The sequence below is a fragment of the Mycolicibacterium aromaticivorans JS19b1 = JCM 16368 genome (assembly GCF_000559085.1).
Taxonomy (GTDB): domain Bacteria; phylum Actinomycetota; class Actinomycetes; order Mycobacteriales; family Mycobacteriaceae; genus Mycobacterium; species Mycobacterium aromaticivorans.
The window spans coordinates 2,529,955-2,552,005 of sequence record NZ_JALN02000001.1; the positions used below are offsets into that span (position 1 = coordinate 2,529,955).

The window sequence follows — 22,051 nt, forward strand, 5'->3', positions numbered from 1 at the left end:
CAAGTATTGCCGCTGCTCTTGCTCACTCTTGTGGTCGAAGTTCGACGCACGCAACGGCATCGAGGCTTGTCGCGAGCGCGCATCACTGCATTCCTGGCGCTCTTCGGTTTGGTCGAAGTAGTCCTGGTGCTCTCGATCGACGGTGCGTTCTACCCGTTTCAGTGGTTCGACTTCTGTTCAGCGGCGATCATCTTCGGGCTGATGTATCTGATCGCCTCGCTGTCGCTGTCGGACCCGTCGAAGGACCGCGACGACGAACGCTAGTCTCCGAAGCCGACGACCTCGCCACGGTTGATCGACACCCAGTCGCGGGCTTCGAGGTACGGGCGGAACGTCTCGGCGATCAGCTGCGCGTCGGCCGTCGTCTTGGGCCGCTGAAGTTCATAGAGGTGCGGGAATTCCGTCCACGCGATGACGGCGTCCCACAGTCGCACAGCCGCCTCCCCGGTCGGCGGGTCGATCAGAACCGGTCCGAACAAGCACTGACCGTCGGGGAAGAACAGCGTCGGCACACCGTAACCATCGGCCGCCACGACGCGGTTGTGGTCGGCCAGCACCTCATCACCAGTGGTCGGATCGGCGACGGCCTGGTCGACCAGCGCCGGATCAAAACCGAGCTCAGCCAGCAAGTGTCGGGCCACCGCGGGTTCGTGTGGTTTGTGACCGTCGACGTGCAGGGCCCGACCGGCACGCTGGTACCAGGCCTCGACGTCCGACATGGAGCGCCGTCGTAGGAGCGCCCCGATGCGCATCATCGACCAGCCGTAGGACCAGTCCCGTTCCCACGGGTGCTTCTTGCCCTCTTGGCGATTGATCTCCTCGAGGCTGAAGAACCGCCAGTTCACCACCAGTCCGGTCTGGTCCCGAACCTCGCGAATCCACCGCGACGTCTGGTAGGCGTACGGGCACATCACGTCGAAGTGGAAGTCGACGGACTCTGGCCGCCCGGTCACATCGTGAACCTGAGATTGCGGGCAGCCCGCTCGCCAAGCTCGGCGTCGCCACTCCAGGTCACCGCTCCGGTGTCGATCTGGGCCTGGGGGTCGATACGGCCGGAGGCGAGCATGATGAACGTGGTCGAGTCCGTGGTCAGCACCGCGTCCGGATTGTCCAGGTGCGCAACCTGTTTGGCCCGGCCGTCGACCGCCACATCGATCTCCCGGGCCACCGGGCCGGTCAACCGGAAGGAGATGCCGCTACCGTCGGGCACGCCCACCTTCTTTCCTGCGATGTAGCCGATCGAGCTCTCGACCTCTCCCAGCGCTATCTCCGCGGCGATACCGCCGTCGTCAGTGGCACGTCCGAGCGGAATCGTGATGTCGCGCACGTGAACCCAGAAGTCGAAGACCCGGATCTCGAGGAAGCGGCCATAGGTGCCCCGCCCGGTCGGCATCCACGACGGCCGGTCGAGGTCGGCGGCGGTCAGCGCACTCAGGTCACGCCTGCGCTCGGCGAAGACCCCCGTGACCTTGTCGACCAACGTCGCCGGATCGTCGGTCCCGGCCAGGAACTCCGCCGCCCGCTGAAACGGGGGCGGGGTGACGTCGTCCTGCGGCAACCAGCCGGCCATCACGGCTTCGATGCTGACCACATGCTGGATGACATCGCGCACCACCCAGTCCGGGCACAGTGACTGCGTCCTCCAGTCGGCGTCGCTCAGGTCGGCGCACAGGTCCCCGATCGCGGAGTAACAGGCCTCGAGGGCGGTGCGGATCTCATCAAGACTTCTCATGGTTCCGATCCAACTACGACCGGCGCACACCCGGGTCTGATCCGACCGAAATCGACTAGCCCGCGGCGTTGGGCAGCAGCGGCGGGCAGGCGCCCGCGGCATCGGTGGCCAGCTCGAAATGCCACACCTCGTTGGCATAGATGCGGCACAGACCGTACCGTGCGCCGTTGTCCATCAGCCACTGGTCGGCACCCACCCCGCCCACGTCGACGGCCTCACCCACCACGTGTTTGGATGCCGCCGGTGTCTGCACGTACTCGCGGGCAGCCGCCAGGCTGCCGTACTGGGCGACCGCGCTGTCCAGCAGGCGCTGCTGAAATTCTGCTGAACGCCACCCTGACGTGATCGTCATCGTGATGCCGTCGGCCGATGCCGCGGAAGCCGCCTGCTGGACGGCGTCGAGCAATCGCGGGTCCAGACGGCCGACAGCCGGGTTCTGCACGTCGAACGGTGTCAGGATCTGGCCGTCGACCAGCGAGCCGTCACCAGCAGCGACGGCAGGCGGATTGACACTGACGGTGTTGTCGGCCAATGCGATTCGGGGCGACGGGTCCGCTACGCCGGCGGCGTTGAACAGCAGCGCCGCTGTCGTGGCCGCACCCAGCACCACGGCTGAGACGGATGTGGCATCTATCCGCATGGTCCTCCCATCATCCCAGACCGGGTCCTGGTGCTCGCCGTCGTCGTACGACAGACTTCAGCGGTGCGCATCCGAGTCGCCCTCCTGGCCGTGACTGTCCTGCTGACGGCTCCCGCCTGCGCATCGGGCACTGTGCATCCCGTGAGCACGCCGGCCAGCGGACCGCACACCTCGTCGATGCCCGCGGCCGCGCTGGATTCCACGGCTGCGCCCGACGCGACGCCCGCCGGCGCGCAGCCCCGCCTGGCCTCGGATCCCGATGAACTGGCCGACGACCTGGTCGCCGACGAATTGGCCATTCGCGATCCGTCGACACCGCAGCCCACACTGGTCGCGGCGGCGCGCCGTCAGCAAGTCGCTTACCGCTCCATCGGCCGCCACCCCGAATGGGACCTGATCATCCGGCCACGGATCCCGCCGACGCTGCGCGATGCCTATGACCGCAACGTCGACGCGCGGCGGCAATTGGCCGCGATGGCCCGCCCGCGCGACGCTCTGCCCCCGTGGCGGATCGAGCCGCCGGCCCCGGCCGACGAACTGCTCAGCTATTACCACGAGGCAGAGGAGGCCACCGGGGTGGGTTGGAACTACCTGGCAGCGATCAACCTGGTCGAGACCCGGTTCGGCAGCATCGTGGGGCTGAGCGCCGCCGGAGCGGAAGGACCGATGCAATTCCTACCATCCACCTTCGCCGCCCACGGCGATGGCGGGGACATCCGCTCACCGCACGACAGCATCATGGCCGCAGGCCGCTATCTGGCCGCAAACGGGTTCGGCGCGGACCCCGATCACGCCATCTACCGCTACAACCATGCTGACGAATACGTCGCTGCGGTAAAGGATTACGCCGCCATCCTGACCGATCCCGCGGCGTTCGCCGGCTTCTACCAGTGGGATGTCTACTACGTCACCACCGAAGGCGACGTCGTTCTGCCGATCGGCTATTCATCCGATGAGCCCATCCCGATCGCCGAGTACCTGGCCACCCACCCGCAGTAGCTCACGTCTCGTCGGCGACCTGGTGCCGATCCACCTTGCCGGGACCAGCCGGATCATCGTGTTGATGATCCAGCTGGTCCTGCAGGATGCGCTGCTCTTCACTCGCCTTTGTCGCGTCCACCGGTGTGGGCGGTGGCTGCTTGCTGAGCTCCACGCTCAGCTCTTGAAAGCGTCTTTGACCTTCTCGCCGGCGTCCTTCAGGCTCGACTTGGCCTGATCGAGCTTGCCCTCGTTCTCGGTGCTCTTGTCACCGGTCGCGGCACCAACGCCCTCTTTGGCCTTGCCCGCGACGTCGTCGACCTTATTGCTGATCTTGTCTGAAATACCCATGCGCGCCGTGTACCTCAATAGCGCGGAAACAAAACTCGGACTCAGCTGTGTACAGAGCGGACCGTCCACACCACGCGGTAGGAACCGGCAGCCGAAACCCAGCCGAATCGCCGCGAGTCGACCACCCCGGGCGCGTGCGGATTGTCGGAGCATGCTTCGAAGGTCGCGGCCCGGCCGCGCCCCCGCACCGACCCGACCCGCTTGATCAGCCAACGGGTCGGCAGGGTCGGATCTTGGAACACCCGGAGCTGCCCGGTTCGCGGAGCCCCGGCGCGGACCGCCAACAGCCCGTCACCAGGGCGAAGGGTCGGCAGCATCGACTCCTCCACCACCCGAAACCGGCGCAGCGGCCAGGAACCGAGTCCATGGTTCTCCCGCATTGTGAAAGGGTAAGTTAGGGCTATGCTGCAACGACTTTTCGCCAACGCCACCCCTGCCCATGCTCATTGCGACCTGTACTGCGGCGTCTACGACCCCGCCCAGGCCAAGATCGAGGCGCTGTCGTGCCTCAAGACCATCCAGAAGTACAACGACTCGGATGACGAGCACTTTCGGACCCGCGCGATCCTCATCAAAGAGCAGCGCGCCGAGGAGGTCAAGCATCACCTGATGGTGCTGTGGGCCGACTTCTTCACCAAGGAGCACTTCGAGCAGTTCCCGAACCTGCACCAGCTGTTCTGGGACGGCGTGCACGGTGCCGGTGACGTCAAGAAGTCGACTGACGCCGCCACGGCTGAGAAGCTGCTCGCTACCATCGATCAGATCTCGGACATCTTCTGGCAGACCGAGAAGGCCAAGGGCATGGGCGTCTACCCGCCTGCCTGACAATCGTCGTCGGCGTACCGCGCGGTCGTTACGGCCGCGCGGTACTTTCGTTTCAGGGCCCTATTTCCACGCGAAGACGGGCTGCTCGAGGTCGTCGACCGGGTCATGTCGGCCCTCCAGGCACAGCCATCGAAGTTGAAGCAGCACAGCACCTGTGGGCGCATGTATGAGGTCGTTGCCCAGCGGCATCTGCACGACGGGGCGCGGGCTTTCCGGGATGGTGATGAATCGCGGCGAATCCGGACGTTGCAGTTGATGCAGCCCGACCCGGTAGACCGCAACGACCTCGTCGGGCGCCGGCCGCGGATCCAGCCGCCCGCCGCCCCAGATGACGACCGGGGTGATGATGTAGCCCGACCGGGTCGGATAGTCGTCGAGCACTCCGAGCACCGATGCGTGGGGAAGCGTGACGCCGACCTCCTCGTCGAGTTCACGCAACGCCGCATCGATCGCGGTCTCGCCCGGGTCCAGTCTCCCGCCGGGGAGAGCCCATTGGGCGGCGTGTGAATTCAAACGGGACGCCCTGCGACACAACAGAAAAGCCGCACCGCCCGAGACTCCGACCATCCGGCCGTCCAAACCGGGCTCCATCGGCCGGCCGGCGATCCAGTCGTCGACAGGAGCCGGGTCCACCCGGTCCTCACCGGTTTCGGAGTCGACGAGTACCACCGCGACAGCTGCGTGGCGCTTGGTGGGGTCGGCCACCGATCGGCGGTCATGGCCGCTCAAGCGATCGCGGATCTGCTCCCGCAGTGCGTCGTCGTAGGTGATCGTCACGGTTCGACCATAGAGCGGCGTGGTGGTGCCTACACACGAGGACGCCGCGGGATGCCGTCACCCCAGGCGATCAGACGGCATCCCGCGGCGTCATGCGCGCATCAGTAGGTCGGGACGAAGACCCCGTTGATCCACACGCCCCAGTGATTCCAGCCCTCGTCCCACACCTGCTTGTTGCCTGCGGCCCAGGTCGGGTCGACCGGTTTCGGCGGCGCCCAGGCCGGCGGGCTGCCGGCGTCGGGGCCGGCCGGCGGCAGCGCGGGCTGAACAGGGCCGGGCGGCGGGGTCCAGCCGGGGTCGGCGCCCGCGGTCGCGGCGCTCAATCCCAGTGCGCTTGCAGCCAATCCACCGGCCACAGCGGCTCCGGCGACAATCTCGATCAACTTCATGGCTTCGTGCTCCAATCGTGCGTCAATCGTGCGTGAGTAACGACCTGCCTGGTACCGGTATTAGCTATCCAGATCTGAGATCGATAAACATCTGACGCGTCGGACAGGGCAAAACCCCGAGCGTCAGTCCGACCCCATTGCCGCGGCGATCGACTGTGCCATCAGCCGAGCCGCGTCGTTACGGTCCATCGACGCCAGCAACTGCCCGACACCGCGCATCTGTTCACCGACCAGCACGGTCGGCCCGTTGCTCAGGTTCGCGAAGGCTTCGGCCACCACGTCGCCTACCGGTACCGCATCCGTCGGCGTCTGGTCTTCCGAGGCCAGGATGCCGCGTTGATACTCGAGTTTGCGCAGCGCAGGAGTGTCGGTCTTGCCGAGGATCAAACCGATCACGTCGACACCCTTGTCGTGCAGTTCACTCCACAGCGCTTCGGCGAACACCATGTCGAAGGCTTTGGATGCGCCGTAGGCCACCATGTTGGGGCCGCCGACAAAGCCTGCCCCGGAGCCGAATACGACGATCCCGCCTCGGCCCCGATCGACCATCGGGGTGGCGTAGTGATGACACAGCTGCATCGGCACCACGCAGTTGCGCTGCACCATGTTCTCGGCGGCCTCGATCGAATTGCTCAGGAACGGTGTGAAGTCGGGGTCAGCGCCCGCGCAGTACACCACGAAGCCGACGTCGAGGTCTGCCGTCGCTTCGATCACGGCGGCCGCCGCACCCGCTACTGCGAGATCGATTGCCAGCGTCCTGGTTTCGACGCTGTGCCGGTCGCGAATGTCCTCGGCGACATCGTCGAGCACCTGTTGCCGGCGCGCGAGCAACACAACGTTGAGCCCACGCGCGGCCAGCTCGTGCGCGAACGCGGCACCCACGCCATCGGAAGCGCCGGCCACCAGCGCCCAGGGGCCGTATCGATCGGCGAAGCGGTCAGCCATCAGTACACCACCTGCACGGTGGTGAAGGTACGCCGGGCGATCCGCCAGCCGGCATAGGTACGGACGATCTCGTCGTCGTAGAAGCCTCGGGCGTTCACCCCGGAGTTGTTGTCGGCAGCCATGATCCACGCATCGACGTAGCAACGGGTGGTGGCACGGTCGACCTGCAGATCGATCACGATGTTGCTGATGCGGTGCATGAGATATCCGGCGGCGGCGTGCGCGACGTCCATGAATTCGGTGACCTCATCGACGCCGTTCCACACCCCGATCTCGCCGTAGTCCAGGTGGCAGTCAGGGGTGAACACGGTCCGGAACAGGTTCCAGTCGCGACGGTCGATACCGCTGGCGTAGCGAATCAGGAGGTCTGAAATATCCTGCCGGTCCTGAAGTTCAGTCACCCGGTGGCTCCGTTACTTACGAGCCAGTGGGCTGTAGAACACCAGACCGTTGCCCTTGTTGTCGTAGACGACGGCCCGACGCTCGTGTGCGTCGTCGTACGGGCCCTTGACGATTCCGCCACCACTGGCCTCGACGGCCTTCGCCGCCGCGTCGACGTCGGCCGTCTTGATTCCGACCACGACCTGGCCGGGGATCGGGTGGTCGATCTCCGTCGCCAGCGCCAGGGTGACCGGCCCGCCGTCGAGCGCCGCGAAATGGGTGCCGTCGCGGAACTTCACTGCCATACCGAGGGTGTCGCTGTAGAACCTGATCGATTCATCCACGTCGTCGGTCGACAGGATGATCATCTTGACTTCGTGTTCGCTCACTGGCGCCTCCTGTGTGTGAAGCGCATTCAGAGTACGACAGTGCGGCGCGCTTCGGGCGCAGCATCGGCACCGGTTGGGACAACTGGATGCAGCCACGCCGCGACGTTGCGCACGTAGTCCTTGAACACCGTCAGGCGAGCCGGATCGGCCAGAATCTGGCCGCCGGGAGGCTCACTGACGAACGACGGCGCACCGCAACCCAAATCCCAGTTGTAGTCTGCGAAGTGGTGAAACGTCGATTCGGCGAGCGCTCGGCCCAACGGCAGGCCGTCGAATGTCTCACCATCGATCGCGACGGCGAGGTTGAACCGACGGCCACTGGCGCTGCTTCGCCCCTCGGCCACGACGGTGGCGCAGGGAATGCTCGCCGAGACCGCGCCCTCGTGCGGGTGCGCGGGGAACCATTCGACTCGGCCGCTGGTGGTGTGTGCAGTTCGCAGCAGCGGATGCACCGGGTCCGTGGTGAGCACCGGCTGGTAGTCGCCGTTGGCGCCGGAATGGAAGTTGGGCCAGGAGATGGTCGGAGTGTCCTGGTCGTCGCAGAGGTGGCTTTGATCGACCGACGTGTCCTGGAACTCGTTGACCAGTCCCAAGGACCCGAGCCGGGTCAGGCAGCACCCGAGGTCCTGGTGGTCACGAGCGGTGAGCACCCCGCCGCCGCGGCGGAACCTGGTGATGGCGTCGGCTTCGGCATCGGTCAGACCGTCGCCGGTGTCGACGGCCATCAGCCACACCTGGTCGAACTCCAGGTCGTCGAGAACGCTGAGCACCGGATCGTCGCCGTGGTGTGCGCGGTTGCGGGCGACCACCTCATGCCCGGCGGCGCGCAGTTCGTCGGCAAGCAGTGCGAAGCGGCCGATGTCCCAGTCATCCGGCTGGTCCATGATGGTGGTCTGAAGAAGAATGCGAGACAAGGTGATTCAGTCCTTTCCGGTGGCCGGTCGGGCGGCTACCCGCAGGTGTTTGCGGGCGGTCAGTTCGTCGTCTTCGACGAGCTCGAGCATCGGCCGCCCTGGGACACACACCATCGTGACGACGAACCTGATCTTGACGTCGTCTCGGTTGTTCGCGTCCGAGTAGTGGATGACGTCTCCGCCCGGCTCCCAGAAGGCTTCGCCCTCGCGGATGACACGTGGCGGCTGGCCTTCGAGTTCAAAAAGCATCTCGCCTTCCAGCATGTAGCCGAACGCCGGACCGCTCGGATGGCGGTGCGGCGGGGCTCCGGCACTGCCCGGCGGGTACTCGATGACCACGGTCATCACATCGGCGCCCTCCGGAATGAAGGGCGGGTGCACGTCCTGAACAACGGTCAGCGCGTTCTCCCATTGCGGGTCATGGATTTTCGTCATCTTCGTTCTCCTCGATGTCAGACAGCGGTTCCGCCGCCGTCGGCGTGCAGGGTCGATCCGGTGATGAAGCTCGCCCGAGGTGAAGCGAGGAAGAGCACCGCGTGGGCGATTTCCTCGGGGTCGGCGGTGCGTCCGAGGGGCAGCGCCCGGCCGAGTTCGTCGTTGGTGTCACCCCATTGCGCGGCGACCCCTTCGGTTTTGGTGGGCCCCGGCGCGACGCTGTTGACGCGGACGCCGTAGGGGCCGAACTCGGCAGCCCAGGATCGCGTCAGTGCTTCGACCGCGGCCTTCGACGCGCCATACGTGGAGGCTCCGCCGACACCTTTGGACGCGACCATCGACGTGATGTTCACGATGCTGCCGCGGTGTCGTCGCAGCATCCCCGGAACGAGCCCCGCGGTCAGGAAATAGGTGCCGCGCACATTGGTGTCGAACGTCGTCTCGAAGGCCGTGACGTCCTGGTCCACGGTGAGCGCTCCGGGAAAGCTGGCCGCATTGTTGACCAGGATGTCGACCTCGCCCGCCCGCTCGACCAATGCCTGTACCGCGCCGGCATCGGAAAGATCGGCGGCGACGAAGCTGGCACGGCCCGAGATCCGGCCGACGGCGGCCGCGCCGCGCCGATGGTCTCTTCCGGTGACGATCACCGTGGCGCCGGCGCCGGCCAACAGCCGGGCGCACGCCAGCCCGATCCCGGCAGTGCCACCGGTGACCAGCGCCGTCTGCCCGGTCAGCTCCGTGGCGGTGGTCATGCGATCTGAGCGGTAGGCGCGTACGCGCTGTCGGCGAGGGCCACCCGAAGGCGCTGCCTGCCGCGAGAGGCCCGCGACATCACCGTGCCCCGCGGGATATTGAGGATCACGGCTGTCTCGGCGTAGGTGTGGCCCTGAATCTCGGCGTAGAACAGCACCGTGCGGAAATCCTCCGGCAAGGTGGCCATCGCAGAACGGAGGTCGCCGTCGGGCAACCGGGTGAGTGCCTCGGCCTCGGCCGAGCGGGAGGCGGTGGATGACCGGGCAGCGCTGTCAGCAAGGTCACCCTCGGTGACATCGTCCACCGGCACCTCCGATGGCCGGCGCTGCTTGGCGCGGAAGCCGCTCACCCAGCGGTTGTAGAGAATCCGGAACAGCCACGCCTTGAAGTCGGTGCCCTCGCGAAACGTGTGGTAGCCCATGAACGCGTGCAGGAGGGTGTCCTGCACCAGGTCCTCGGCGTCGGCCAGGGTCTTGGTCAATCCCGTGGCCCGGCGCAGCAGGGCGTCGAACAGGGGTTGCGAGTCGCGGGCGAACCGCTCCGCGGCCCCGGAGTCGGTTGGCCGGGGTACAGACGTGACGGTCATGAGCGGTCTCCTGGGTGCGAGTTGCTGATGACCTCAGCCTCGCGGTCACGCCGCCCACGCGAACCCTTGAAACCCCGTAGTCCGTAGTCGTCGGTCCGTGGTCGCGCCTAACTCGCCCAGGACATCGCCCGCAGTTGCCTGCGCGAGGTGATGCCGAGCTTGGCGAACACCTTTCGCAGGTGCCATTCGACGGTGTGTGTGCTGATGAACAACTGCGCACCGATTTCCTGGTTCGTCAGGCCTTCGCCGGCCAGTCGCGCGATCTGCGTCTCTTGCGCTGTGAGCTCCCCGGCCGAACTCGGCTGCTGCGAACGCACCTTCTCTCCGGTGGCCGCCAGTTCCCGGCGGGCGCGCTCGGCGAACGCGTGGGCACCCATCCGGACGAACATGTCGTGGGCGTCAGTCAAGTGCCGCCGAGCATCGTTGCGCCGCAACACTCTGCGCAGCCACTCCCCGTACACGAGGTGAGTCCTGGCCCGGTGCGCCGCGACCGTGGTGCGCCCCAACCGCTCGATGGCCTCGGTGAACAGTGCATCGGCGGCGTCGGCGTCGGCGGCGTCGTCGGCAAGCATCGCCTGCGCTGCGGCCAACGCGCCGAGACCCCAGTTGGTTCCGCTGGCGCCCGCGCGTTCGGCGAGGTCTGCGATCGCTGTGGTTGCAGCGTCCCGGTCACCGCTACGTGCGCCCGCCTCCACCAGTTCGTACAGACACCAGCTGTAGAAGCCGATGTCCTCGTATTCGCATGCCTTCCGGGCGGCGGCCAGCGCGTCGTCGTAGCGACCCAAGCCGTTGTAGAGCACCGCTGCGGCATATCCGGTCAGCCCGAGCAGTCGCCCCTCGCCCCGGTGGAACGCGTCGGCTTGGGTGGCCGTGATCAAGCGTTCGGCTTGAGCGACGTCACCCCGCCAGGCCGTCAGCATCAAGGCGTGGTACTTGACCGCCGCGGAGTGGTCGGTTACCGAGGTGATCGCGTCGGCCTCGTCGACTAGTGTTGCGGCCGTGTGGAATTCGCCCGATATCAGGTGCACTCCAGCCTGGTAGACCAGCGCACGCGGCAAAATGGCCAGCGCACCGGCATTACGCGCCGCCCGCACCGCTGCAGTCGCAAGCTGACGCACGGCCGTCTCGTCCCACAACTCGTGCGCCGACGACTCTTGCAGAATCGGAAACGCCGGGACCATCCATCGCAGGACATGGCGATCGTCAGCCGCAGCTTCAATGCGCATGCGGTCCAGGCTGATCCGCATCGGCTCGCCCCCTGCGCTGACTCCCCCGGTGATACGGCCGGCGATCCCCTTGAGAAGGAAGTCCAGCGAGCGCGACAACTCGGGCTCCCGGTCGAGTGCGGCGAGCGCCCCGCGCGCCGCGTGGGTGAGGTCCGCCGGGTCGCCGAGACGTCCGGCGTACATCAGTGCCGAGATGCCCTCGAGATAGCTCTGTCGAGAAGCCCTGTCGTCCAGATTTTCCAGCCGCCGCGCGGCGTCGAGCAGAGCCTGCGCTGCGTCGCGCACTTTCGGCGCTCCGGTCTCCCCGGCTCGGCTGCGAACAAAGTCCATCTGGGCCCGCAGGCGCGTCACCTGAGCCCGTTGCAGCTCGGATAAGGGCCCGCGCTCCGCAAGGTCGAGCAGGTCACGAGCAGCGGCCGGCGCTGCGGCATCTCGCTTGGCCTGGGCGGCGGCCAACGCGCGTGCGCCGCGCAGGTGCGGATCGGCCGTCAGAACCGCGGCGCGCTCGAGAAATGCTGCCGCCGCGGCAATTCCACCACGGCTCTGGGCCCGGGCAGCCGAGTTCTCCAGTTCCTCGGCCACCTCATCGTCGGGACCTGCCGCGGCGTTGGCGGCATGCCATGCGCGCCGATCGGGATCGGCGTCGGGGTCGGTGGCGTCGGCCAGTGCACGGTGGATGGCTCTGCGGTGGGCCAGATCAGCGGCGCGGTACGCCGCGGACCTCAGCAGCGGGTGCCGGAATCGCATCCGCGGACCGAACTCGATGACGCCGGCGGCCTCGGCAGGCGCCAGCGCGTCGATGGGGATCCCCAGCGCGGCGGCTGCGCGCAGAAACAATGCCGCATCACCGACCGGCTCGGCCGCCGCCACCAGAAGCAGCCGCCGCGTCGGCTCGGGAAGCGCCTGAATTCGCTGCACATAATTGGTCTCGATGGCGCCGGGCGCCGAGGCCGAGCCGGAGAGCCAGAAACCGCCGGCCAGCTCGGTGGCGGAGGCGTTGCGTGGAACCTCAAGCAGCGCAAGTGGATTACCTCTGGTTTCAGCGACGATGCGATCGCGTACCGGCGGGTCGATACCGCCGAGCATCACTGAATCCAGTAGCTCACGCGCATCGCCGTCGGTCAGGCCGCGGACGACCAATTCAGGCAGCCCCGTGAGCGGCTGGGTGCCGTCATCGCGTGCGGCGAACACCAACGCGATCGGCTCGGCCAGCAGGCGGCGCGCCACGAAGCCCAGGGTTTGCACCGTCACCTGGTCGAGCCATTGCGCGTCGTCGATGACGCACAGCAGAGGCTGACGTTGAGCGGCCGCCGCCATCAGACTCAGCACCGCCAAACCCACCAGGAACCGGTCGGGTGGCTCACCCACTCCGCGGCCGAAGGCCACGTCGAGCGCCGAACGTTGCGGATCCGGCAGTTCACCGAGGTGCTCCATGAGCGGGGCGCAGAGTTGCTGCAGCCCGGCGTAGGCGAGTTCCATATCCGACTGAACGCCGGCGACGTTCAGCACCCGTAACGCCGATGCATGCTCCGAGAGATACCCCAGCAACGCTGTCTTGCCGACGCCGGCCTCGCCGCGCAGCACCAGCACCAGCGAATCGCCACCGGCGACGGTCGAGATCACCGAGCGCAGCACTTGGCACTCGGCGGCACGACCATGCAAGTGTGCTGGTCGCTCGTCGCTCGAGATAGGCACCACCGTCTGCCCCTAGCGGACCTCACCGGAATTTCCGGTCTTGATCGTAACCGGGGTTGGTGGACACCGCGGTGGGCGGACCTATCTGGGCAGGAACGTGACGGTCTCGTCGAGAGGGGCGCGACCGGTACGTGAGTAGCTGACCGAGATGTCTTCGTAGCCAACGGACATACCGCAGAACAGCATCAGCTCATCGGGCGGGGACACCACATCGGCAACAGTCCGGCGAACCTGTGACCAAGCCATCTGCGGGCAACTGTGCAGTCCTTCGGCACGAAGCAGCAGCATGACGGTCTGCAGATACATGCCGAGGTCGGCCCACTGCGGCAGTCCGAGATGCCGATCGATGTAGCAGAACAGCCCGACCGGTGCGCCGAAGCAATCCCAGTTCGCGACGGCCGCCCGCTGTCGGGCTTCCCAGTCCTCTCGATCGATACCGAGTGCGGCGTACCGCTGCTGACCGAAGGCGGCGCGGCGCTCCCGGTAAGGCGACGCCATCTCGGCGGGATACATCTCGAATTCCCGGTCATCCCAGGCTTCACCTGCAACGACACGCTCGACGGCGATCTTCTTCAGCTCGGCCAGCGGCGCACCTGTCACGACATAGACGTGCCACGGCTGGATGTTCGACCCCGAGGGTGACCAAGACGCCGCTGCCAGCACCCGCTGCAGGATCTCGGGCGTGACGTGCTGATCGGTGAACCCGCGGACGGCTCGTCTGCTCCGCACCGCTTCGTATACGTCCACGTCTCGGCCTAGGACTTCGCGGCCGATTCGAGAAGCCAGTCCTCGAATCGGGTGTCGAACAGTGTGGCGCCCGGGCCGGGGACCAACGTGCGCTCGTCGATGTCGACGCCCCAGTACGACGCGGCCTGATCGGCGACGACGGTGCGGCTGTCACCACGGGAAGTCAGCGCGGTGCGGATGAGGTCGGGAAGCAAAACCATGTCGGGGCCGCCGATCTCGGCGATGCCGTTGACCGGTTCCCCGACGGCGGCGATTGCAACCCCCTCGGCGACATCGACGGCCGCCATCGGTTGGAAATACTTCGGCGGCAGCACCACCGTGTCGCCTACGGTCGCGGAGTCGGCGAGCGTATTGACGAACTCGAAGAACTGCGTCGCGTGCACGATCGAAAACGGAATGGGGCCTTCGCTGATCAGCTTCTCCTGCAGGAGCTTGCCCTGGAAGTAGCCGCTCTGCGCAGCCAGGTCCCCGGTGCCCACCACGGACAGCGCGACGTGGTGCCGAACGCCGGCGTTCTGTTCGGCGGTCAGCAGGTTCGTGGTCGCGGTGCGGAAGAACTCGATCGCCGAGTCGTCCAGGGCCGGGGAATTGGAGACGTCGACCACGACAGCGGCCCCCGCCATCACCTCGGCCAGACCCTCGCCCGTGACTGTGTTCACGCCCGTCGAGGGGGCCGCGGCGACGGCCTCATGACCACGCGCAGCCAAACTCTGCACCACTTTCGAGCCCACCAGGCCGGTGCCACCGATTACAACGAGTTTCATGATGATCCCTTCTGGCTTTCGGGAGCAGGACAGCTCCCTGACGGCCAGAACGGATGACGCCTGGGAAACTCATCCCGGCGGCGACGCAGGATCAGGCGGCGTGCGCGGACAGCTCCACCGGCCAGGCGGTCTCCGTCGCCGTCACCAGGGTGTAGAGCGGCGTGACCCACGCGTGGGGGCCGCTCGGCGCCGGCGAGTATGAGGTGTGAATGGCGATCGCCGCATCGGAGATCTTCCCGGTGTCGGGGTTGTAGTCGCAGACCGGATCACCGACATCGCAGACGCTGATGGTTCGGGTGCCGATCGCCGGTGGCAACTCAGAGGTGTTGGTCGACGCCAGGAACGAGTGGTCCTGCGCGACGCCCTCGCCGTGGCCCATCGCGACGGCCGTGGACCCCAGTTTGATGGTGGTGTCGACCGGCAGCCGGTCGCCGTCCGCGATCAACAGCGCCGCGGCCAGATGCGGATCGTCGGCAAGGTCGTACAAGTTGCGGTGGACGATCATGGCGCCCTGTGAGTAGCCCGCCAGAACCACCTTGCTGTCCGGGCAACGCTCGGTGAACGCCTTGTACTGCTTTGCGGTCGCGTCGGTGCCGTCACCGACGCTGCCGAGGAAGCCAAGCCAGCCACTGATCCCGCCCTCCAGTGGCACCGCAGCCGCGGGGTATTGGACCGCCTCGGCGTCGATGGTCCGGCCGTCCGCGGCGAGCTGCGATTTGAGCTGCTGGTAGGACTGGTACACCACGGAGCCCATCCCGCCGTTGGCGGTCAGGTTGGCACTATCGCGCTGACCGGAACCGGCGGCGCCGATCCAGTGGTAGTCGGCGCACCCTGGTGCCGCCGACGCGGTTGCCGCCGTCAGCCCGGCCAGTGCGATACCCGCGGCCAGCACGGCCGATCCCAGGCGCCCAATCACAATGCTTTCCCTCCACGGTTCTGTCGAATGTTGATCGCCGCACGGGCCGGCCGCCGTTACACCGGCGGGCCAAACCATCTGGTCAGCGCCTCGGTGAGGCCGTCCGACGAACTCTCACCGACCCATGCGACGTGCCCGTCCGGGCGGATCAGCACTCGTGTCGGCGCGGCCACTTCGCCGAGCGCCGGAAGCTTCCATGCGCCTCGGTACCGCGCTGTGACCAGGCTGACTCGATCCGCCCACCCCGCAAGATCGATCCCGCCCGGGTCATCGAAGTCCAGCACTACCGGCCGGGCGACGTGGAGCAGTTCGAATACGCGCGTCGGCCCGGTGGCCGTATGAATGTCGAGGTCGGGCATCCGCCGGCCCAGCAGAGGATGCCCCGCCCCGAGGTCGTAGCGGATGTCCAGACCCGACATGCGCGCGGCGAGTGCCTTGCGCGCCTCGGCTATGCCGAGCATCTCGGAGACGTTGTCGTGCAAGGCTTTTGTGCGATCGTCGGTGCGCAGCAATGCCATTTGCGCCATCGTGGTCTGCAGGACGCGCGCACCCACCGGGTGCCGCTCGGCATGGTAGGTGTCGAGCAGCGTGTCCGGTGCGGTTCCGTTGACCACCTGGGCAAGCTTCCACCCCAGGTTGACAGCATCTTGCAGACCGGTGTTGAGACCCTGGCCGCCGATCGGGTGATGGACGTGCGCGGCGTCACCGGCGAGCAGGATCCGGCCGTCGCGGTAGGTGGCCGCCTGCCGCGCCGCGTCGGTGAATCGGGCGATCGAGGTGGGACTGTGGATCCCGAAGTCGGTGCCGTACACCGCGATGAGTGCCTCGCTCAGATCGGCTAGCGTGGGTTCGGTTGCCGGCCCGACTGTTCGCTCGGTCACCATCATCCGAACCGGTTCGGCGTCGTTCTGCCGATCGAGCCCGTGGGTACCGAGGGCGTCGCGGTGGATGCCCCATGTCGGTTCGTCGCGGACCTCGACCTGAGCGATCAGATAGCTCGTCACCGGATCCCAGCCGGGAAAGTCGATGCCGGCCACCTTGCGAACCAGGCTGCGACCGCCGTCGCATCCGAGGAGGTATTCGGCGCGAAGGCCGCCGCCATCGGAGAGTTCGACCTCGACTCCGCGCTCTCCCTGGGTGAAGCCCGTCACCTCCGCCGCCCGCTGGATCGGCACGCCCAGTTCGTCTACCCATTCGACCAGGAGCCGCTCGATCTCGTTCTGCCACAACGCCAATCCGTAGGGATGACGTGTCGGAAAGTCGCTGATGTCTAGCCGGATCTGCGCGAACCCGGCGACTTGAAGAGCCTGCCCGGCCGCCAGGAACCGGTCTGCGATGCCGCGCTGGTCCAGCAGTTCGATCGTGCGGCAGTGCAGGCCGCCGGCCCGCTGGCCGATGACCTGCTGGCTGGTGCGGCGTTCGACGATCGCGACGTCCACTCCGGCCAGCGCCAGCTCGCCGGCGAGCATCAGCCCGGTCGGTCCTCCCCCTACGATCACCACGGCGTGGTCGTAGTCCGAATCCCGCATTCGCATGTCCCCCGTGCAGTCGATTTCCGTTGAAGGCAGCGATTTTGCGGCATCCGGGGGGTCTTGCCGCAAGCCCCCCATTGCGCTATATGTTGAAAGTGGCAGGGCACGTCTTCCCGCCGATCCACCACATTCAGCGAGGCCGCCGCTGCGTGCCAAAAGTAGACAGTTGTGACTGTACAGTTTAAGCTGGCTATATGGGAAAGGTCGATCAGTCCTCGATTCGGGCCGCACGGGAACTCCGCGTCGTGTTCAGCAGGCTGCGCAGGCGGTTACGAGCGGTTGCCGCCGCCGATGACCTGACCCCGTCGCAGACGGCCGTCCTCCTGCGTCTGTTCAAGGACGGCCCGACTTCGACCAGCCAACTCGCGGGTGCGGAGCGGGTTCGCCCTCAATCGATGGCTGCCACCGTGGCGGCCCTGGACCGACATGGTCTGATCGACCGCACGCCGGATCCTGACGACGGTCGCCGGCAGTTGATCGGCCTGACCAACGTCGGCCGTCGCCGCGCCGAAAGCGACCGCAAGGTACGCGAGGAGTGGTTGGTGCGAGCCATGCAGGACCGATACACCGAGGACGAGCGTCAGGTGATCAATGACGCGCTGACATTGCTCGGACGACTAGATGAATGAAAGGTGGCTCACCACTATGAAATTGGGCGTTCACTACATTGACTTCCTGCCCGGCGCCGCTGAGCGACTGGGTCCGACCTTGGCGGGTACCGCCAAGGCTGCCGAGGATGCCGGCGTGGAGATGTTCACCCTCGCCGACCACTTCTTTCAGATGGAACCGCTAGCCCCGGCTGAGAACCCATTCTTGGAGGGCTACACCTCGATGGGTTACCTGGCCGGTCTGACCGACCGAATCACGTTGACCATGTTGGTCACCGGCGTCACCTATCGCCATCCCGGTGTGCTGGCCAAAACGATGACGACGCTGGATGTGCTGGCCTGTGGCCGCACGATGCTCGGTCTGGGCGCCGCCTGGTACGAGCGGGAGCATCACGCCCTCGGTATCCCGTACCCCTCCGTCCGCGAGCGATTCGAAATGCTCGAGGAAACCCTGCAGATCTGTCTGCAGATGTGGAGCGACGATGACGGGCCGTATGACGGCCAGCATTACCATCTCGCCGAGACCCTCTGCGAGCCTCAGCCGATTCGTCGGCCCCCGATCCTTATAGGCGGTTCCGGGGAGAAGAGGACGCTGCGACTGGTGGCCGAGTACGCCGACGTGTGGAACAGCACGTCATCCCTCGATGAGATGCCGCACAAGCTGGACGTCTTGCGCCGCCACTGTGACACCGTCGGTCGTGACTTCGGCGAAATCCGGCTCACAGCAGCTTATTCGGACGACCCGTTCAACGACATCGACGAGTATCTGCGCACCCTGGACGCCTACGGGCAGCTCGGCATCGACTTGATCAATACCGGACCGATGCCGGGCAACCCGGACCCACAGGGTTGGGTGAAGCGGCTCGGCGACGAGGTGCTACCGCGACTCGGTTGACGTCGTGCCATTTACAGCACGGCGTCGGCCAACAGGTCGACCTGGTCGATCGACGCGACGGTGGGATGGAAAAGTAACCGGTCGAAACCGAGGTCGCCGTACGCACGTACCGCCGCACGTGCATCGTCGGCCGAATGAACCATGTCGTCCACGTTGAGTTTTGCGTAATCGGGTTTGAAGCCGTAGTAGCGGGCCAAATGATCTCGTCCTCGTCGCACTACGTCGCCATTACCGAGCGCGAAGTTCACCGAGGCATGAATCTGGGGATTTCCCTGTCGCCCCGCCGCCCGCCAACCCGCACGTATCCGCTCGGCGAATGCCGACTGCGAGCCGAAGTCGCGCAGCGCCCCGGCCACCCATCCGTCACCGACGGTGGTTGCCCTGCGGATCGTGGCCTCCGACCGTCCACCGAAGAGCAGTGGAATCTGCACTGGCGCAGGGCACAGCCCCCCATCAGCACTCCAACCGTGCCGCATCGTGACCAGCTGTTCGTCGAGGATGCGTCCCCGTCTGGCGAAGTCCACGCCGACCGCGTCGTAATCGTCGGCCCGCGATCCGACTCCGATGCCGACAGTGAGACGGTCGCCCGCGCACGCCGCCAGACTCCCGAGTTGTTTTGCGAGCGCGGGCGCCGAATACAGCGGCGCCAGAAGCACATTCGTCACCAATCCGAGCGTGCTCGTCGCACCCGCCGCCACCGACAGCGAGATGACCGAGTCCAGGCTCGGGTACAACAGCCGGTCGATCGTCGTGAGGGACTCGAACCCGCGCTCCTCGGCGCGACGGGCCCACGAACCGATCACCGCACCGCTGACGCCTGCGACATGGTTTGGCAGCCCGATACCGATTCTCATGACATCCTCCGATTCCCTCGGCCACAGCCGCGTCGCTAATCCAGTCAGGCCAGTTTGAGATCACCTGGTCCGATCCACCACATCAGCGCTCAGATGCGGCGGATACCGACAATTAGGTCGGTGTTTACGTACCGTTATCGGCATGACAGCCCCGTTGGACGGCAAGATTCTGCACGCGCTTCAACTGTCTCCGCGCGTGTCGTTTCGGCGAGTCGGTGACGTGCTCGGCGTTCCCGAACAGACCGTCGCACGCCGCTATCGCGCCATGCTCCGCGACGGTGCGATCCGGGTGGTCGGCCTGGTGAACCCCCAGGTGTACGGCGAGTGTCAGTGGGTCGTTCGACTGCGAACCAGACCCGACGCACTGCCCAGCGTGGCCGAGGCGCTCACCCAGCGACCGGAAGTCACCCACGCCAACGTGTTGTCCGGATCTACCGAGTTGGTGTGCACCGTTCGCGCACCGCTGGCCGAGAACAGCCACGGGATCCTCCATCGCCTGCCGCGCACCTCGGCGGTGCTGAGCATGACGGTCGATCTGGTGCTGCATGTCTTCGGCGACTCATCCGGTGCGGTGTGGACCGGCTACGGCCACACCCTGAACGCCGCGCAGACCGCGGCCCTGCTGGACGTGCAACCCGAGCGGTCCGGCGCGGCGGTCCCGCCGGCCGCCGACGATGTCCCTCTGCTCGAAGCACTGGCCCGAGATGGTCGAATCCCCCACACTCAGTTGGCCGAGTTGACCGGTTGGTCGCCGGCCCGAGTCAAGCGACGAATCGCGGCGATGGAATCGTCGGGCACCCTGACCTATGACGTCGATGTGCTCACCGAGCGGTTGGGCTTCGGAGTCCACGCCATGATCTGGATGACGATGGCGCCCCGCGATCTGACGGGTGTCGCCGAACAGCTTCTTGCACATGCCGAGATCGCCTCGGTGATCGCCGTGAGCGGACCCCATAACCTACTGGCGATCGTGATTGCCCGCGATGTCGATCACCTGCACCGGTACATCACCGACCAACTGGGGACAGTGCGTCATGTGCAGGGGTACGACGTCAGCGTACGAACGCAGCGGCTCAAGCAGGCCGGCTCGCTGATCTCGCATGGTCGGCTGCTGAGCATGCGGCCGGCCCGCAGATAGGCCATCATCTACGAACATGACTCGGCAGCACCGGCGGCGGGTCCGCCGGATATGAGCGCGACACCAGCCGTCCCCGTGGCCTGGCCCGCTGGTAAGCGGGCCGCGGCATGCTTCACGTTCGACCTCGATGCCGAATCTGCGGTATTGAACATCGATGTGGCGCATGCCGATCGAATGTCGGTGATGTCCCACCAGGCCTACGGGCCGCTGGTCGGTGTGCCGCGGCTCCTGGCGCTGCTGGCACGGCACGATGTCCGCTCGACGTTCTTCGTCCCCGGTTACACCGCGGTCCGCTATCCCGATGTGGTGCGCGCGATCGTCGACGGCGGCCACGAGGTTGCGCACCACGGCTATCTGCACGAGGTCCTCACCGGCATGACCGCCGAGCAGGAGGGGCTCGTCCTGGACCGCGGCACCGAGGTGCTGGCCGCTCTCACCGGCCAGGTTCCGGTCGGCTTCCGGGCTCCGATGTGGGAATTGAACTGGCACTCACCAGAATTGCTGGCTGAGCGGGGCTTCCTCTACGACACCAGTCTCATGGACGCCGACCATCCGTACGAACTGCGGGTGGGCGCCACCGGCAGCAGCCTCGTCGAGATCCCGGTGCAGTGGGCGCTCGACGACTGGGAGCAGTACTGCTACCTGCCGGAGATCTCCGGCAGCGGACTGATCGAGAGCCCCCGCAAGGCCGCCGAGATCTGGCGGCTGGAGTTCGAGGGTCTGCGCGCAGTCGGAGGCTGCTTCGTGCTGACGAACCATCCATTCCTGTCGGGTCGGCCGTCGCGAGCGGCCGCGCTGGAAGAACTGGTCGAGCACGTGGTGTCGTGCTCGGACGTCTGGGTGGCACCCTTGCGGGACATCGCGCTTTACATACGTGGTCTGGGCCTGTCACCTCGCTCGGTCGAACGGCCTGATCCCGCGGACTTCTGACGGCTGTCGCGGAACCCGGTCAGGTGTCGGTGTTGTTGGCCGCTTCGAAGAACCCCAGTTCCAGCTGCATCGCACGCCGGTACGCGCTGCGCACCTCGGGACTGTCCGGTGACTGTTCGTCGAGCAGGTTCTCCAGCTGGCGAGCGATACCGTCGAATTCCGGTGCGGCATATGCCTGTACCCACTGCGAATACGGTCCGGCCGAGTCGGCGTCCAACGACTGGCCGAGCCACGCGTACAACCGCATGCACGGGGTCATCGCGGCATAGACGACCTCTGCCGGTCGCGTTGCCGCGGTCGAGAGAAGGAACTCGGTGTACGCGCTGGTTGCGGCCAACGGTTCGACGCCGGCCATGTCGATGTCCCACGAGCTGGCATAGGACGCATGCAATCCCAACTCTTCTCGAACCCCGGCGATCAGATCGGCCAGCACCAGCAGCGTCGAGGTGTCCGGACTGCGGACCAAGGCCAACGCGTATGCGCGGGCGAAGGATTCGAGGAAGAACGCGTCCTGAGCGATGTATGCGGCGAAGCGCCTACGCGGCAGCGAGCCGTCTGCGATCCCGCGTACAAACGGGTGCGCCAGGATGTCTGCGGCCAGATCGGCATTACGCGACCACAACTGAGCAGACAACGTCATATCGCTCGAGC

At 66.4% G+C, this 22,051-nt stretch carries 29 protein-coding genes; 7 read left to right on the top strand and 22 right to left on the bottom strand.

Going from position 1 to position 22,051, the window contains the following annotated elements:
* The first annotated feature begins 66 nt into the window (after window positions 1–66).
* Window positions 67–264 carry a hypothetical protein gene (locus Y900_RS33035; RefSeq protein WP_237752546.1) on the top strand — a complete coding sequence of 66 codons (198 nt, stop codon included), beginning with the start codon at window positions 67–69 and terminating at the stop codon, window positions 262–264.
* Here Y900_RS33035 and Y900_RS12285 read toward each other — a convergent pair.
* From Y900_RS12285 to Y900_RS12295, 3 genes are read right to left on the bottom strand one after another with little or no spacing between them, the layout of a single operon-like run.
* A complete protein-coding gene (locus tag Y900_RS12285; RefSeq protein WP_036342067.1) occupies window positions 261–953 on the bottom strand; it encodes a mycothiol-dependent nitroreductase Rv2466c family protein in 693 nt (230 codons plus the stop codon). The genes Y900_RS33035 and Y900_RS12285 overlap by 4 nt on opposite strands.
* Complete coding sequence (locus Y900_RS12290; protein ID WP_036342069.1) at window positions 950–1,732, bottom strand: maleylpyruvate isomerase family mycothiol-dependent enzyme; 783 nt, start codon at window positions 1,730–1,732, stop codon at window positions 950–952. Before Y900_RS12290 ends, Y900_RS12285 begins: the two co-directional genes overlap by 4 nt.
* A gap of 55 nt (window positions 1,733–1,787) precedes the next feature.
* Entirely contained in the window at window positions 1,788–2,372 is a 585-nt protein-coding gene (locus Y900_RS12295) for a M15 family metallopeptidase (protein WP_036342070.1), read from the bottom strand.
* Window positions 2,373–2,549: 177 nt separating this feature from the next.
* Between Y900_RS12295 and Y900_RS12300 the strand changes: the two genes are divergently transcribed.
* Complete coding sequence (locus Y900_RS12300; RefSeq protein WP_081845308.1) at window positions 2,550–3,371, top strand: lytic transglycosylase domain-containing protein; 822 nt, start codon at window positions 2,550–2,552, stop codon at window positions 3,369–3,371.
* Window position 3,372: 1 nt separating this feature from the next.
* Here the strand turns inward: Y900_RS12300 and Y900_RS32390 are convergent, their stop codons facing one another.
* From Y900_RS32390 to Y900_RS12310, 3 genes are read right to left on the bottom strand one after another with little or no spacing between them, the layout of a single operon-like run.
* Window positions 3,373–3,525, bottom strand: coding sequence for a hypothetical protein (locus Y900_RS32390; protein WP_157838249.1), 153 nt, complete (start codon window positions 3,523–3,525; stop codon window positions 3,373–3,375).
* Between the two features lie 2 nt (window positions 3,526–3,527).
* The gene (locus Y900_RS12305) at window positions 3,528–3,701 is read right to left on the bottom strand and encodes a CsbD family protein (protein WP_036342072.1); all 174 of its coding nucleotides are present in this window, start codon (window positions 3,699–3,701) and stop codon (window positions 3,528–3,530) included.
* Between the two features lie 41 nt (window positions 3,702–3,742).
* Complete coding sequence (locus Y900_RS12310; RefSeq protein WP_192827579.1) at window positions 3,743–4,018, bottom strand: S24/S26 family peptidase; 276 nt, start codon at window positions 4,016–4,018, stop codon at window positions 3,743–3,745.
* A gap of 85 nt (window positions 4,019–4,103) precedes the next feature.
* Between Y900_RS12310 and sodN the strand changes: the two genes are divergently transcribed.
* A complete protein-coding gene (sodN, locus tag Y900_RS12315; protein WP_036342074.1) occupies window positions 4,104–4,526 on the top strand; it encodes a superoxide dismutase, Ni in 423 nt (140 codons plus the stop codon).
* A 60-nt stretch (window positions 4,527–4,586) separates the two neighbouring features.
* Here the strand turns inward: sodN and Y900_RS12320 are convergent, their stop codons facing one another.
* The 14 genes from Y900_RS12320 to Y900_RS12385 all read right to left on the bottom strand — a co-directional run bounded on the left by Y900_RS12320 (window position 4,587) and on the right by Y900_RS12385 (window position 16,972).
* On the bottom strand, window positions 4,587–5,303 hold the full coding sequence (locus Y900_RS12320; protein ID WP_036342076.1) for an NUDIX hydrolase: 717 nt from the start codon (window positions 5,301–5,303) through the stop codon (window positions 4,587–4,589).
* A 101-nt stretch (window positions 5,304–5,404) separates the two neighbouring features.
* Window positions 5,405–5,692 carry a hypothetical protein gene (locus Y900_RS12325; protein ID WP_036342078.1) on the bottom strand — a complete coding sequence of 96 codons (288 nt, stop codon included), beginning with the start codon at window positions 5,690–5,692 and terminating at the stop codon, window positions 5,405–5,407.
* Window positions 5,693–5,815: 123 nt separating this feature from the next.
* Complete coding sequence (locus Y900_RS12330) at window positions 5,816–6,637, bottom strand: SDR family NAD(P)-dependent oxidoreductase (protein WP_036342080.1); 822 nt, start codon at window positions 6,635–6,637, stop codon at window positions 5,816–5,818.
* Entirely contained in the window at window positions 6,637–7,038 is a 402-nt protein-coding gene (locus Y900_RS12335) for a nuclear transport factor 2 family protein (protein ID WP_036342082.1), read from the bottom strand. Before Y900_RS12335 ends, Y900_RS12330 begins: the two co-directional genes overlap by 1 nt.
* A 12-nt stretch (window positions 7,039–7,050) precedes the next feature.
* The gene (locus Y900_RS12340; protein WP_036342083.1) at window positions 7,051–7,407 is read right to left on the bottom strand and encodes a VOC family protein; all 357 of its coding nucleotides are present in this window, start codon (window positions 7,405–7,407) and stop codon (window positions 7,051–7,053) included.
* Between the two features lie 26 nt (window positions 7,408–7,433).
* Window positions 7,434–8,321 (bottom strand): hypothetical protein, encoded by an 888-nt coding sequence (locus Y900_RS12345; RefSeq protein ID WP_036342084.1) that lies wholly within the window; start codon window positions 8,319–8,321, stop codon window positions 7,434–7,436.
* Window positions 8,322–8,327: 6 nt separating this feature from the next.
* Window positions 8,328–8,756: a cupin domain-containing protein gene (locus Y900_RS12350; RefSeq protein ID WP_036342086.1), complete on the bottom strand. Its 429-nt coding sequence runs from the start codon at window positions 8,754–8,756 to the stop codon at window positions 8,328–8,330.
* Between the two features lie 17 nt (window positions 8,757–8,773).
* Complete coding sequence (locus tag Y900_RS12355; RefSeq protein WP_036342087.1) at window positions 8,774–9,508, bottom strand: SDR family NAD(P)-dependent oxidoreductase; 735 nt, start codon at window positions 9,506–9,508, stop codon at window positions 8,774–8,776.
* Window positions 9,505–10,095, bottom strand: a complete 591-nt coding sequence (locus Y900_RS12360) for a sigma-70 family RNA polymerase sigma factor (protein ID WP_036342090.1) — start codon at window positions 10,093–10,095, stop codon at window positions 9,505–9,507. The genes Y900_RS12355 and Y900_RS12360 overlap by 4 nt, the downstream gene beginning before the upstream one ends.
* Before the next feature lie 107 nt (window positions 10,096–10,202).
* Window positions 10,203–13,010, bottom strand: coding sequence for a helix-turn-helix transcriptional regulator (locus Y900_RS12365; protein WP_036346553.1), 2,808 nt, complete (start codon window positions 13,008–13,010; stop codon window positions 10,203–10,205).
* 87 nt (window positions 13,011–13,097) lie between these two features.
* Window positions 13,098–13,763, bottom strand: coding sequence for a nitroreductase (locus Y900_RS12370; RefSeq protein ID WP_036342091.1), 666 nt, complete (start codon window positions 13,761–13,763; stop codon window positions 13,098–13,100).
* 8 nt (window positions 13,764–13,771) lie between these two features.
* Window positions 13,772–14,527: an SDR family oxidoreductase gene (locus Y900_RS12375; RefSeq protein WP_036342092.1), complete on the bottom strand. Its 756-nt coding sequence runs from the start codon at window positions 14,525–14,527 to the stop codon at window positions 13,772–13,774.
* 91 nt (window positions 14,528–14,618) lie between these two features.
* Window positions 14,619–15,443 (bottom strand): cutinase family protein, encoded by an 825-nt coding sequence (locus Y900_RS12380; RefSeq protein WP_036342093.1) that lies wholly within the window; start codon window positions 15,441–15,443, stop codon window positions 14,619–14,621.
* Between the two features lie 56 nt (window positions 15,444–15,499).
* A complete protein-coding gene (locus Y900_RS12385) occupies window positions 15,500–16,972 on the bottom strand; it encodes an FAD-dependent monooxygenase (RefSeq protein ID WP_109751063.1) in 1,473 nt (490 codons plus the stop codon).
* A 197-nt stretch (window positions 16,973–17,169) separates the two neighbouring features.
* On the opposite strand from Y900_RS12385, the gene Y900_RS12390 reads away from it, so the two are divergent.
* Together Y900_RS12390 and Y900_RS12395 are read left to right on the top strand one after the other, a co-directional pair.
* The gene (locus Y900_RS12390; RefSeq protein ID WP_036342097.1) at window positions 17,170–17,604 is read left to right on the top strand and encodes a MarR family winged helix-turn-helix transcriptional regulator; all 435 of its coding nucleotides are present in this window, start codon (window positions 17,170–17,172) and stop codon (window positions 17,602–17,604) included.
* A 16-nt stretch (window positions 17,605–17,620) separates the two neighbouring features.
* On the top strand, window positions 17,621–18,478 hold the full coding sequence (locus Y900_RS12395; protein ID WP_036342099.1) for an LLM class F420-dependent oxidoreductase: 858 nt from the start codon (window positions 17,621–17,623) through the stop codon (window positions 18,476–18,478).
* Between the two features lie 11 nt (window positions 18,479–18,489).
* Here the strand turns inward: Y900_RS12395 and Y900_RS12400 are convergent, their stop codons facing one another.
* A complete protein-coding gene (locus Y900_RS12400; RefSeq protein ID WP_036342102.1) occupies window positions 18,490–19,332 on the bottom strand; it encodes an LLM class flavin-dependent oxidoreductase in 843 nt (280 codons plus the stop codon).
* Window positions 19,333–19,474: 142 nt separating this feature from the next.
* Between Y900_RS12400 and Y900_RS12405 the strand changes: the two genes are divergently transcribed.
* Both Y900_RS12405 and Y900_RS12410 read left to right on the top strand, forming a co-directional pair.
* Entirely contained in the window at window positions 19,475–20,470 is a 996-nt protein-coding gene (locus Y900_RS12405) for an Lrp/AsnC family transcriptional regulator (protein ID WP_036342105.1), read from the top strand.
* A 51-nt stretch (window positions 20,471–20,521) separates the two neighbouring features.
* A complete protein-coding gene (locus Y900_RS12410) occupies window positions 20,522–21,400 on the top strand; it encodes a polysaccharide deacetylase family protein (RefSeq protein ID WP_036342107.1) in 879 nt (292 codons plus the stop codon).
* 19 nt (window positions 21,401–21,419) lie between these two features.
* Here the strand turns inward: Y900_RS12410 and Y900_RS12415 are convergent, their stop codons facing one another.
* Window positions 21,420–22,040 carry a TenA family protein gene (locus tag Y900_RS12415; protein ID WP_036342109.1) on the bottom strand — a complete coding sequence of 207 codons (621 nt, stop codon included), beginning with the start codon at window positions 22,038–22,040 and terminating at the stop codon, window positions 21,420–21,422.
* Window positions 22,041–22,051: the final 11 nt, after the last annotated feature.